Origin of the sequence: Labrenzia sp. 5N, from assembly GCF_012395805.1 — a bacterium.
GTDB lineage: Bacteria > Pseudomonadota > Alphaproteobacteria > Rhizobiales > Stappiaceae > Roseibium > Roseibium algicola.
The window spans coordinates 733,540-746,913 of the sequence record NZ_JAAZTM010000004.1 but is presented as its reverse complement, the minus strand read 5'-3'; the positions used below and the strand labels follow the sequence as shown (position 1 = coordinate 746,913).

At 56.3% G+C, this 13,374-nt stretch carries 8 protein-coding genes; 7 read left to right on the top strand and 1 reads right to left on the bottom strand.

From position 1 onward, the window contains the following. The first annotated feature begins 296 nt into the window (after positions 1 to 296). The 7 genes from nspC to HEP89_RS06465 all read left to right on the top strand — a co-directional run bounded on the left by nspC (position 297) and on the right by HEP89_RS06465 (position 11,941). Positions 297 to 1,394, top strand: coding sequence for a carboxynorspermidine decarboxylase (gene nspC, locus HEP89_RS06495; RefSeq protein ID WP_168691579.1), 1,098 nt, complete (start codon positions 297 to 299; stop codon positions 1,392 to 1,394). Between the two features lie 50 nt (positions 1,395 to 1,444). Continuing rightward, a complete protein-coding gene (locus HEP89_RS06490; RefSeq protein ID WP_168691578.1) occupies positions 1,445 to 2,683 on the top strand; it encodes a saccharopine dehydrogenase family protein in 1,239 nt (412 codons plus the stop codon). 754 nt (positions 2,684 to 3,437) lie between these two features. After that, on the top strand, positions 3,438 to 6,854 hold the full coding sequence (hsdR, locus tag HEP89_RS06485; RefSeq protein ID WP_168691577.1) for a type I restriction-modification system endonuclease: 3,417 nt from the start codon (positions 3,438 to 3,440) through the stop codon (positions 6,852 to 6,854). Positions 6,855 to 6,921: 67 nt separating this feature from the next. Next, positions 6,922 to 8,454 carry an N-6 DNA methylase gene (locus HEP89_RS06480; protein ID WP_168691576.1) on the top strand — a complete coding sequence of 511 codons (1,533 nt, stop codon included), beginning with the start codon at positions 6,922 to 6,924 and terminating at the stop codon, positions 8,452 to 8,454. Next, entirely contained in the window at positions 8,451 to 9,770 is a 1,320-nt protein-coding gene (locus HEP89_RS06475) for a restriction endonuclease subunit S (protein ID WP_168691575.1), read from the top strand. The genes HEP89_RS06480 and HEP89_RS06475 overlap by 4 nt, the downstream gene beginning before the upstream one ends. A gap of 19 nt (positions 9,771 to 9,789) precedes the next feature. Then, complete coding sequence (locus HEP89_RS06470; protein WP_209014466.1) at positions 9,790 to 10,410, top strand: hypothetical protein; 621 nt, start codon at positions 9,790 to 9,792, stop codon at positions 10,408 to 10,410. Between the two features lie 13 nt (positions 10,411 to 10,423). Beyond that, positions 10,424 to 11,941, top strand: coding sequence for a GIY-YIG nuclease family protein (locus HEP89_RS06465; RefSeq protein WP_168691573.1), 1,518 nt, complete (start codon positions 10,424 to 10,426; stop codon positions 11,939 to 11,941). Between the two features lie 2 nt (positions 11,942 to 11,943). Here the strand turns inward: HEP89_RS06465 and HEP89_RS06460 are convergent, their stop codons facing one another. Next, a complete protein-coding gene (locus HEP89_RS06460) occupies positions 11,944 to 13,029 on the bottom strand; it encodes a site-specific integrase (RefSeq protein WP_168691572.1) in 1,086 nt (361 codons plus the stop codon). Between the last annotated feature and the right edge of the window lie 345 nt (positions 13,030 to 13,374).

Below are 13,374 nucleotides of genomic sequence, written 5' to 3'. Positions count from 1 at the left end.
AAGCACGAATCTCCCTCCTATTTTTGCATAACTGTTCTGCGTTCCATTCACGTAAAGCATAGCAACTCGGTGAAACCGGGAGATTGCGGTTCAGCCGGCTGACCGGCTGTAGCAAGAAAGACGCCTCGGGCCCTTGCAAGGTCCTGCATGGAGACGGTATCCGTCACGCCGACAGCGAAGCTGGAACGCCTTGTGGCGAACCGGCCGGTCCGGACAACCGGGCAACCGGAAATCGCTCCCAATCACCTGTCCGCGCGGCCCGAACCGGTCGCAGGCAAAGATGGCGACGGAACCAGATGATCGAGACACCCTACTATCTGATCGACAAGGCGAAGCTGCTCCGCAACATGCAGAAGATCGCCTACGTTCGAGAGCGGTCTGGCGCAAAGGCCCTGCTGGCGCTCAAGTGCTTTGCGACCTGGTGTGTTTTCGACTTCATGCGCGAGTACATGGACGGCACCACTTCGTCGTCGCTGAACGAAGTCCGGCTGGGGCATGAGCGCTTCGGCAAGGAAACCCACGCCTATTCCGTGGCCTATGCCGACTACGAGATCGATGAAGTGATCTCCCATGCCGACAAGATCATCTTCAATTCCATCAGCCAGCTGGAACGGTTCGCGGACAAATCCGCAGGCATCGTGCGCGGGCTGCGCCTCAACCCGCTGGTCAGCTCCTCCAGTTTCGACCTTGCCGACCCGGCCCGGCCTTTCTCCCGCCTCGGAGAATGGGACGTGGCCAAGATTGAAAAGGTCATGGACCGGATCAGCGGTTTCATGATCCATAACAACTGCGAAAATGCCGATTTCGCGCTCTTCGACCGCATGCTTGGCGATATCGAGGAAAAGTTCGGCGGGCTATTGAGCCGGGCGGAATGGGTGAGCCTTGGGGGTGGTATCCATTTCACGGGAGACGACTACCCACTCGACCTCTTCGCCGACCGCCTCAAGGCCTTCGCCGAAAAATACGGCGTTCAGGTCTACCTGGAACCGGGCGAAGCCTCGATCACCCGGTCGACCACACTGGAGACAACGGTGCTGGACACGCTCTTCAACGGCAAGAACCTGGCCATCGTCGATGCGTCCATCGAAGCTCATATGCTCGATCTGCTGATTTACCGCGAGACCGCGAAGGTGACCCCCAACGAAGGGCCGCACAGCTACATGATCTGTGGCAAGTCCTGCCTTGCCGGCGACATATTCGGCGAGTTCAACTTCCCTGCCGAACTCAAGACCGGTGACCGGGTTTCCATTCAGGATGCGGCGGGTTACACGATGGTCAAGAAAAACTGGTTTAATGGCGTGAAAATGCCCGCGATTGCGGTCAAGGAAGTGGACGGAACAGTCCACGTTGCTCGTGAGTTTTCATACCAGGACTACGAGCAAAGTCTGTCTTGAGACTTGAACCCCGAACACCCCCAAAGGTCCAAGGAAGGTATCTTTATCAAATGAAAAAGACTGTTCTCATCATCGGCGCCGGAGGTGTCGCTCAGGTGGTGGCGCATAAGTGCGCTCAGAACAATGATGTTCTCGGCGATATACATATCGCCTCGCGCACCAAATCTAAATGCGACGACATCATCGCAACCGTGCATGCCAAGAAGGCGTTGAAGCAGCCGGGTGTTCTGGAAGGACACGAACTCAACGCTCTGGACATTGCCGCCACCAGCGCGCTGATCCGCAAAACCGGTGCGCAGATCGTCATCAATGTCGGCACCGCCTTCCTGAACATGTCCGTCCTCAGCGCCTGTCTGGAGACGGGAGCGGCCTATATCGACACGGCCATTCACGAAGAGCCGGGCAAGATCTGCGAGACCCCGCCCTGGTATGGCAACTACGAATGGAAACGGGCCGAGGAATGCGCCGCCAAGGGCGTCACCGCCATTCTGGGCGCCGGTTTCGACCCGGGCGTCGTCAACGCCTATGCCCGCCTTGCCAAGGACGACTATCTCGACAAGGTGAGCGAGGTCGATATCGTCGACATCAACGCCGGCAGCCACCAGCGCTATTTCGCCACAAACTTTGATCCGGAGATCAACTTCCGGGAGTTCACCGGCACGGTCTATTCCTGGCAGCAGGGCAAGTGGCAGGAAAACAAGATGTTCGAGATCGGCAAGGAATATGACCTGCCGGTGGTCGGCAAGCGCATGGCCTATCTGTGCGGCCACGACGAAGTGCATTCCCTGGCAAAGAACATGGACGGTGCGGACGTCCGCTTCTGGATGGGCTTCGGCGAGCACTACATCAACGTCTTCACCGTTCTGAAGAACATCGGCCTCCTGTCCGAGCAACCGGTCAAGACGGCGGAAGGACTGGAAGTCGTACCGCTGAAGGTGGTCAAGGCGTGTCTGCCGGATCCGTCTTCGCTGGCGCCTGAATATACCGGCAAGACCTGCATCGGTGATTTCGTGAAGGGCACCAAGGACGGCAAGGAGCACGAGGTGTTCATCTACAATGTTGCCGACCACAAGGAAGCCTATGAGGAAGTCGGCAGTCAGGGCATTTCCTACACCGCCGGCGTTCCGCCGGTCGCGGCCGCCATGCTGATCGCCACCGGGGAATGGGACGTGAAGAAGATGGCCAACGTGGAAGAACTGCCTCCGCATCCCTTCCTCGGCATCCTCAACCGCATCGGCCTGCCGACCCGCATCAAGGACGCCAACGGCGACCGCGCCCTGGAGTTCTAGGTCCAGGCCCTTTCCAGCTGATCAACCTGTGCAGCCCCGGTTACCCACCGGGGCTGTTTGCGTTTCAGTCAACCGCAAACGGGCTGCATAGTGTCCTCAGGCCTCGCCCACGAACAGAAAGCCGTCTTTCGAACAAATATCCTGCAGCCAGCCAGCCCAAGCCGGTCGTCTGAGCGCCCAATGACAGATTGCGATACTGAAAGTCAGGAGAATTGGCGCACCCGACAAATGGTGGCTCCCGTCACAGGCGTCATCTGAAACATGATATCTAACGATTCCAATCACTTAACATGGCCGGGTTCGATACCAAGAGGCGATTTTGGTCTACTATTTGGTCTACCCCTTAAACGGCCTGTAGTTCCCCCACGATCCCTTTAGTGCACTTATGGTACCGCGTGCTTCGCCCCCTGAAGAGTGCGAGCAAAGGTTTTCGCCGAAACGTGCGAGTTCATGGATCCTCCTTATTCGTTCAATAGGGACAGTGTTTGGGGAAGAGCTGAATGGATCTCTTCGATAGGCACGGTCTTAAGGACGAGGAGGGGTAATCGGACCGAAAACGTTATTGATTAGAATGAGTTGCCAGTCTGATGATTGCCCTTTCAGCGAAGGCTTAGAGAATGAGATTTTGCGGCTATGATTGAAAGCCGGGCGGTAATGGAAGCCGGTGTATCGCGTGCCAGCAGTTGAAGTGTCGGTTGACATCACCTTTGCCGAGTGCTGAAGATAAGCCATTGCTTTCAAATGGTTCTCACCCATGTCGTCGACGAATTTCGATCACCTGAAGCCTTTGAGCCCGGAGCTTCACAGACTGGGTGCGCTCGCAGAGCAATTCTTCTCCCAGGACGCAAACACTTCGCTAATCAAGAGCCGCCAGTTTGCCGAACTCATGGTGAAGGAAGTCGCAGCTATCACGGGACGCTACGACCCGGCGCTTCGTGAGACCACAAACGACCTTCTTCGTCGATTGACCTCGCAGCAGGTACTTCCAAGAGAAGTGTCTGACGTTTTTCACGCCGTCCGCAAACAGGGCAATCAGGCCACCCATGAGTTCACGGGCACCCCTGGCGAGGCCTTGTCGGCGCTGAAGTTCTGTAGATCGCTCGGTGTCTGGTACCGGCGTACCTACGGCCGGGATCCGAACTTCAAGCCGGGTCCGTTTGTGCCACCGAAAAGTTCGTCAGACATAGACGAAGAGACCAAGGCGAAGATTGCCGAATACCAGCAGAGGGTCGTTGCCGCTGAGGCGTCTCTGGAAAAGGCCAAAGCGTCTGCGGAAGACCTTGCCAAAGCGAAGGCTGCAGCTGAAGAACTCGCCAGACAGGCCCAGCAGGACAGCGAGGAGTGGGCGAAGACCGCGCTGGAACAGGAAGCGACGGCTGCTGAACTTGCCGAAAAGCTGGCCGAACTCCAGAAGAAGGCCGAAGCAGAACCTGAACAGCTCCAGATGGAGTTCAAACAGGCGGCCTGGCAAGCAGCGAGCAAGCTGGAGCTGGACGAGGACGACACGCGTCTCCTGATTGACGTTCAACTGATCGATATGGGCTGGGATGCCGACAGCAAGCAATTGCACTACGCCAAGGGCACCCGACCGGAAAAGGGTCGCAACCTTGCGATTGCCGAATGGCCCGCTGAAGGTGGCCGGGCAGACTACGCGCTATTTGTCGGAGAAACCTGTGTCGGCGTCATTGAGGCGAAACGGGAGGCGGCAGATGTTCCTGGCGTTCTTGCCCAGGCACAGCGCTATGCCACCACCTTGCGGCTGGAACCGGAGAACATCGCCGAGGGTGGCCCCTGGCAGCACGGGCTTGATGCTCCCTATCGGGTACCGTTCATTTTCGCGACCAATGGCCGACCATTCATCCAGCAATGGAAGACCAAATCGGGCATCTGGCATTGTGACCTGCGCCACGCTAACAATCACCCGTCCGCAATGCGTCAGTGGTTCACACCACAAGACTTGCTGGCCAAGCTGGAGATCGACCTGGAAGCAGCCGTCGAAGGCATGGCAGAGAAGACCTTCGGCAAGGGAGCGCTTCGGCCCTACCAGGAAGACGCCATCGACGCCATCGAGGACGCCATCGGCGAAGGGCAGCGGGAAATCCTGATTTCCATGGCGACCGGTACGGGCAAGACACGTACCAGCATCGCGCTTATGTATCGGCTTTTGAAGCACAAGCGTTTCAATCGGATCCTCTTCCTGGTGGACCGCAAGGCGCTGGGCAAGCAGACGGAAGACGCGCTGCAGACGACAAGCCTGGAAGGGATGCTCAACTTCGCACAGGTCTACGGTGTTGCCGGTCTGGATGACAAGTTACCGGAAAAGGACACCAAGGTTCACGTGGCGACCGTGCAGTCGCTGATTGCCCGGATCGAAAGCGGCGATGATGTCAGCAAACGTCCGACACCAGGCAGCTATGATTGTGTCATCGTCGATGAGGCCCACCGGGGCTACACGCTAGATGCAGAACTGAGCGAAAGCGACATCGTCTTCCGGTCTCTTGAGGACTACCAGTCCGCCTATCGTCAGGTCCTTGATTATTTCGACGCGGTGAAGATTGCCCTGACGGCGACACCAGCGCTCCATACCCGCCAGATCTTCGGACACCCGGTCTACCACTACGGTTACCGCCAGGCGGTGATCGAGGGGTATCTGATCGATCATCTGCCACCGAGGCGCATCACCACGGCGCTCGCCGAAGCGGGTATCCATTTCGAAGGCGGTGAGGAGGTCGAGATTATCGATCGCAAGACCGGTGAAATCGATCTCTTCGAATTGCCAGATGATGTCGAGCTTGATTATGACCTCGCCACCTTCAACAAGCGGGTCTATTCGGAAAACTTCAACCGGACCGTCTGCCAAGCCCTGGTGACGGAGATCCCTCCTGATAGCCCGGGCAAGACGTTGATCTTTGCCGCCCGGGACGAACATGCCGACGATGTCGTCAGGATCCTTACCGAAGAACTGATCGAGGAGTATGGCGAGAGCTCTGTACCTAACGGCATGGTGAAGAAGATCACCGGCAAGACCGACCATACCCAGGACTGGATTCTGAAATTCAAGAACGATCCCTTGCCGAAATACGTTGTGACAGTCGACCTGCTCTCCACCGGTATCGACGTTCCGACAATCTGCAATCTGGTTTTCCTGCGGAGGATCAAAAGCCGCATTCTCTATGACCAGATGATTGGCCGGGCAACACGCCTCTGCCCGGAGATCGGCAAGCAGAATTTCCGGATCTTTGACGCGGTCGATCTCTATGCCGAGCTGCAGGAAATGTCTGACATGCGTCCTGTGGTCGTGAAGCCGGATGTGCCGCTGAAACAGCTGGTGTCCGATTTCTTCAACGCGCCAGACGATGACGACAAGACCCGAGTGGCCGGTCAGGTGATCGTCAAGATGCGCGGGCTCGCTGGCAGGATCGATGAGGAAACGCGCGAGAGCTTTCTTCACCACACCGGCCAGACGCCTGAAGCCGCCCTGGAAAACCTCTCCACCCGACCGGCTGCCGAGCTGGCCTCCTGGCTTAAGGAATACCCCCGGGCTGTCGAAATTATTGAGCGTAAGCCGGTCCGAAAGGACAGGTCGAATGATGGTGTCGTCATCTCCAAGCACGAGGACGAGCTGCTGCGGATCGAGGAGATCTTCGGCAAGAACACGACGCCGGAGGACTACATTGAAGGCTTTGAACGCTACGTGCGGGAGAACATGAACAAGATCCCGGCGCTGATCGCCGTGACCCAGAAGCCACGGGAGTTGACCCGCAAGGAACTGTCCGAGCTGGCAGCCCTTCTGGATGAGGAAAACTACTCTGAATCCATGCTCCGTGCAGCTTATGGCAAGGCGCGGAATGCGGACATTGCTGCCCACATCATCGGCTTTGTCCGCCAGGCGGCGCTGGGTGATCCACTGGTCCCTTATGCGGACAGGGTTGATGCGGCAATCGAACGGATCGAGAAATCTCGTGCGTGGAGCAAACACCAGAAGAACTGGTTGCGCCGTATCGGACGCGCCCTGAAGGACAAACCGGTGGCGGACCCGACCTTGCTCGATCAGGGCGTTTTTGCCGACAAGGGCGGTTACACGCGCATCTCAAGGGAGTTTGGTGAGGAAGACCTCAGCGACGTCCTGCAGCAATTCAACGAGGCCATCTGGGGTAACTCCGCTGCCTGACCTCGCCAAATTTGTCGAAGGCCGTTAAGGCTTGCAAGAACAACAACTGAATCCGCTTGGAACCCACATGAACGCCAATGCCATCGTCCAGAAACTCTGGCGCCTTTGCGCAGTCCTTCGCAAGGACGGTATCACTTATCAGCAGTATGTGACGGAACTGACCTATCTGCTGTTTTTGAAGATGATGGCTGAGCGTGGGCGTGAAGCGGGTGCAATCCCCCTGAGTTGCCGCTGGGGCGAATTGGCAAAGCTCAACGGCCTGGAGCAACTGGACCTGTATCGTTCCTCACTGGTGGCGCTGGGCAGCACAAGTTCCCGCATCGGGCCAAATGATGCACTGGTTCTCAAGCCGACAGAGGCAGCCGGGCGAGAAGAACGCGAAAGGTATGCGGATGCCAGACCGATCCCTGAAATGGTCCAGTCAATCTTTGACAATGCCTCCACCTTTATTCGCGAACCGCAAAACCTGACTACTTTGGTCACAGCGATTGACGATCTCGACTGGTTCTCTGAGGAGCGAGACCAATTCGGCGATCTCTATGAAGGCTTGCTGCAGAAGAACGCAGAAGAAACCAAGCGTGGCGCCGGGCAGTATTTTACTCCCCGTGTCCTGATCGAACTGTTGGTCCGGTTGATGCAGCCCCAACCCGGCGAAGTCATTCAGGACCCGGCTTCAGGAACAGGTGGGTTTCTTATTGCTGCAGACCGCTACATGAAAGCCAGAACGGACGGCTACTTCGATTTACCCGACAGTGGCGCCTGGCAAAAAGCAAATGCGTTCCACGGAATGGAAAATGTCGCCGGGACATACCGCCTGCTGCTCATGAACCTTTATCTCCACGATCTTGCGCCAGAGCACGTAGCGATGGGCGATACCCTATCGGAAAAGGGGAAGCGCCTTGGCAAGGCCAACCTGATCCTGACCAATCCGCCTTTCGGCCCGGCTGGCGGCGCTCCAACCCGTGATGACCTGACGGTGACAGCAAGCGTCTCTTCCTATCAGCTACCCTTCGTCGAGCATTGCATTCGCTCCCTGAAGCCTGGCGGCCGGGCAGCAATCGTCGTTCCGGACAACGTTCTGTTCGAAGACGGGCGCGGCAAGGCGTTGCGCCAAATGATGATGGACTGGTGCGACCTGCACACCATCCTGCGTCTGCCAACCGGCATCTTCTATGCGCAAGGCGTGAAGACCAACGTCATCTTCCTGACAAGAGGGGCGAACGAGACCGGCAACACGGATGAGGTCTGGGTCTATGATCTTCGCGCCCAGATGCCGAAATTCGGCAAGACCAACCAACTGACCGAAAATCATTTCAAGGACTTCGAGACGGCTTTCGGCACGGATCCGCAGGGCAATGAACGCGGCGACGATCAGGGCAAGGAGGGCCGTTGGCGCTGCTTTACACGTGAAGAAATCGCGGCGCGAGGAGACAATCTGGACATCGCTTGGCTGCGCGAGGCGGAGGACGAGGCAGAAGAGGGTCTTACCGAGCCGGAGGACATCGCAGCGGCTATACTCGGCCACCTTCAGGCTGCGATGGTCGAGATCGAGGCGCTGAGTATCGAGCTGGAAGAGGGCTCTGCGGAGGCGGCGGAATGAGCGACGACCAGCTTTCAGGAAAATGGCCGGCGGTTGAACTGCCAGAGGCCTGGGTATGGACGAAGTTTTCTGACTTCTGGAGCGACTATACGGACACTAAAAAGAAAATCCCACAAAAGCAGTATTTGCCGGAAGGGCAATTTGCTGTTGTTGATCAGGGTGAGGCGTTGATTGGAGGCTACACCAATGACAAAGAGCTGCTTTCGAACGCCCCTGTTCCTTCAATCGTCTTTGGTGATCACACTCGTGCGGTGAAGTTTGTCGAAGTGCCATTTGCGCAAGGTGCTGATGGCGTTCGCGTACTCGGCACGCCTAGTGGAATCGAGCCCAGATTTGCCTACCAAGCGCTTCGAGCAGTTGATCTGCCCAACAAAGGTTACAGTCGGCACTTCAAGTTTCTGAAGGCGACCGAATTTCCCCTCCCGCCCCTGGCAGAGCAGAAGCGCATTGTCGCCAAGCTGGACGCCTTGAGCGCCCGCTCCGCCCGCGCCCGCAAGGACCTCGCCCGCATCGACACCCTCGTCAAACGCTACAAGCAAGCCGTGCTCTCCAAAGCGTTCTCAGGGGAACTAACAAAGGATTGGCATGGTAAGTCAACTGCTTCCCCAAGCTTGGGTTCGATAGACGGAATTCTAGAAGTGCCGATTCGCAACGGTTTATCTGTTAAAGGTAGCGATACGCCACCAGGTGTGCGAGCGCTGAAGTTAAGCGCTCTAAGAGGCCAGTCCGTCAACATGAGCGACGTGCGGTACCTGCCTATCGATGATGAACGGGCTCGGCGATTTTTGCTCGAGAGCGGAGACATCTTGGTGAGCCGAGGAAACGGCACCAAAGAGTTGGTCGGTATCTCTTCTCTCGTTCCCCCTCATAATGAGCCAACAATTTTCCCGGACACAGCGTTCCGCATTCGCGTGAACATCCAACGAGCGCTGCCGTACTGGCTCACGTACATCTGGAACGCGCCGCAATGCCGTTCCCAAATCGAAAAGGCGGCAAAAACGACAGCGGGTATTTGGAAGATTTCTCAAAAGGACTTGTCTGGAATCGAGTTGCTAATCCCAAGCTGTGAAGAACAAAAAGAAATCATCCGCCGCATTGAAGGCATGTTCCATAAGATTGACTTGCTGGCAGCCGAAGCAAAACGAGCACTGGACCTAACCGACAAGCTGGACGAAGCCATCCTTGCCAAGGCCTTCCGGGGAGACCTTGTCCCCCAAGACCCCAACGACGAACCCGCCAGCGTCCTCCTGGAGCGTATCAAGACCGAACGGGCAGCGGCACCTAAGCCGAAACGGGGCCGGAGGAAGAAGAGCTGATGGCTGGGAGGAAGGCGCAGTGAGAAAGCCGGGGTCCATGAGTGCGCTGGAAGAGTTGGGACGAGTGCGACTGTCCGAGAACTTCTACATGCGGGACTTTCTCTATTCCGAGATCTCAAACTTCTATGGCATTCCCAACATACCGCACCATCCGAATGTTGCCATCGAGGCAGGCACGAATCTCTGCCGCGAGCTTCTGGAGCCGTTGCGCTATGCCTTCGGCCATGTTGCGATCCGTTCCGCGTACCGCTCGCCGGAAGTTAACGCTTTTGGCAATGAGAAGGGCCTAAACTGCGGCAGTAACGAAAACAATCATGCCCATCACATCTGGGATTACCGCGATGCAGTCGGGCGGCTGGGCGCGACCGCCTGTGTTGTGGTTCCCTGGGTCTGGGATCGGCACCAGAATGAAGGCGACTGGCGCAAGCTTGCCTGGTGGATCCATGATCATCTGCCTTACAACTCGCTCTATTTCTTTCCCAAGCTTTGGGCGGTGAACCTGAACTGGCGCGAACAGCCCGAACAGCGTATCGACAGCTATGCCGAGCCGAAGGGAACCCTCACCAAACCTGGAATGGCTAACCATTCCGGTGATCATGGAGAGAGTTACGAAGGATTTCCATTATTTCGTGATAGATAGTTGAGAACAATCGATGAAGCCTCCTGCCGACTATTCTTCAGAGGAACTGAACAACCTCATTTTCAATTACCGGCGCCTGAAGAAAACCGACGATCCGTATTATGCTGAACTTCTCGACGAGAGCGGACGACGTACGGGCAAGGGACTGGATTTCGACACCACGATGCGTGCTGTCCTGAAGGCCGCAAGGGACGGAAGGTTCATCTCCTACGGCGAGCTTTCTGAAGCAAGTGGTGTCGATTGGTCGACAGTGCGCTACGCCATGAATCGACATCTCCAGGAGCTCATCGAGTACTGTCACCACCAGGATTGGCCGCTGATAAGTTCTATCGTTGTGACCAAGGACAACCTGCAGACAGGTGCGATGGACGAAGGAACACTCAATGGCTTCGTAGCCGGATGCAAAACGGTAGGCTACGTTATCGCGGATCCCGAAGCGTTTCTCCGTGAACAACAGAATAAAGTGTTTAAGTGGGCGGCGGAATTCGAACAATTTGAAGAGCTTACAGAAGAGCCCCAGCAAGAAAAGAAAATGCATTCAAAAGCTGACGTATCCGAGGAGGCCGATAGTTCTGTAGCCGTCGAGAAAGGTGCGGAAGTGCCGAAAAAGGCGAAGATCTCGAATCCTATTGAAGAAGGCAATCGTGATCAGAAGGAAAACTTTGGCAAAGTCTTTTTCACCTACGTCTGGGGCGCTCCTGGAAATCCGGCGTGGCCATTGACCTTCGCCACCAAGGCAGCGCGAAGTCATGCCAGGGCGGTTTTGCAAGAAGGAGACATCGTGTTCACCGTAGGCACGCGCACTGACCCGACTGCCCCAGAACACAAGGGACGTGTCGTTGGAGCCTATCGTGTCTCGGACATGGAAGTGAATACGCGCGACTATGTCGACTTGTTGGATGAGGAGCGCAGAAGCGAAGATGCAATCGATAGATTCCCTTATGCGCTTCACCCACTGGAAGTTTGGGAAATCGCCGGTCAGGAAAACATGTTTTCAGAACTAGTCGGCCCATTGACCGGAAGACATCATCTTCAGGCCCGCGACAAGGTGATCGAGCTTGATGCATTGACTGCGGAACCGTTGCTGGCTCTTGAGCGGACCCCCGTGATGGTCGTTGAGCCGAAAACGATCCTTGGTCGCGGAAGAGTAGCGCTCAAAAACAGCAAGCTTGCTCCGAAACACGAAGGCGACTTTCAGGGCTCCTTCGGCCATCATGAAATCTGGTATGTCTATGTTCTCGCGTTGCGTGACCAACGCGGTAAGGATCTGGCTTTCAAGATTGGCTACGCTCACGATCCAAAGAAGCGTAGGGATGAACACAACAGGCCTTTGGCAACTGAAGTCACCGGATTGGAGTGGCACGTCGCTTTGAAGCAAGAAACATCGAGCGAAGATGATGCGCGTACCGTCGAACAGGCGCTTCTGAACAAATACCGGGAGCGCTGTCTACGGAGTAACGGTGAAATTGTCTCCGGTGTGACTGTGACGGACATCTCGCTTTCGCTCGCGTCCGTGTTGCGAGAGACCTGAAATCACACGCTGTCTACCGTGCAAAAGTCCAGTTGGTCGAGCGTTTTCGCCGCAGCCTTGGCCGCACTCTGGGGCAGCAGCCGGGCATACTTCTGCGTTGTCATCACATTGGTATGCCCGAGCAAATCCCGGATTTCGTGGAGCGTGTGTCGCCCAGACTGGGCGAGAAGAGAAGCATAGGTGTCACGCAGTGTGTAGGTGGTCGCCTCGCCGCCATAGCGCTCGACCTTCCACGGCTCGTTGAGACCGGCCCTGTCCATCGCCCGTTTGATGGCCCTGCATTGTCTTCTGGGGCCGCCATTTATCCTGTCCGGAAAAACGTATTGGTCACGTGCTTCGGTAAAACGGCGAGACAGCATCTCATGAAGCACGTCGCTCATCACAAGGCCGGTCCAGAGTGGCGTGAGTGATTTGAGACGCCTGACTTCGATGGTTCGTGTTTCCAGATCAATGTCGTCCCACGGCATCTGCAGCGCTTCACTGGGGCGGCAGCCGGTGTGTAACAGGAAAATGGCAAGATCGAATGCGTCCTGAAGATCCTGCTTGAGTGCACCTGTACGGTATTCAGCATCGGGCCAACGGCAAATTTTCCGGTTTGGGTCCAGCTGCTCGAAGAGGGCGATTATCTCTTCCTGTCTGAGGAAGCGGGATTTCTTGTTCGGAATGAGCCGCTTGTCGGTCCTGGAGGTTGGCCAGTTCAGGTGTCCGGGTGTTGCGTACGCACCTCTATGGAACCTTTCGGTCCTTCGTAGGATGCTGAGTTCGGCAATAATCGTGGCGGCGGCAATCCCCTCTGAAAGCCGCGCATTGACGCAAGCCTTGAGATGACGGTCGCTAAGATCGTGCAGCAACAGCTTTCCATCCCATTGCCACTGTCGGCGTCGTTCGTAAGCCCGGTCTTTTCGGATGGTTTTTCGCTGCTCTCCAAACATGACGCGGATGCTGCCTTCGATCCGGGAAGAATCCCGAAGCTTGGATCCGTATCGGAGCCACCATTCCTGCACCGCCTTGCGCAATGTGATCGACCTCAGTTTTTCCATCTGGATTAAGTCAAGCTCACGCCTCTTGGTGACGACCTCGACCAGCAACGCTTCTTTCCGGTTGGTCCTCTTTGTCGACCGCTTGATCCGCCTCCCATCGACGACGAAATCCATAACGTAGTACCTGCGCCCAGCGGGTCTGTAGACCGTCATTCTGCCTCTCCCAACTGTGACTGTCAGCAGCAGTTTTGCATCTCAAGTGACAGGTGTAAACAAAAAAAATTAATGATTACAGTAGTTTAGTCTCCGGAAAGTGCTGAACTTGCCGCGACTTTCCGTTCTGAAAACAACAGCTGCCGTTTGATTTTCATTGCGTCCAGGTTTGCGGGTCCTGAATTGAACCTGATGGCACGGATAGAAACCTGCACACATCCGGACTTCTTCGAAATTGCT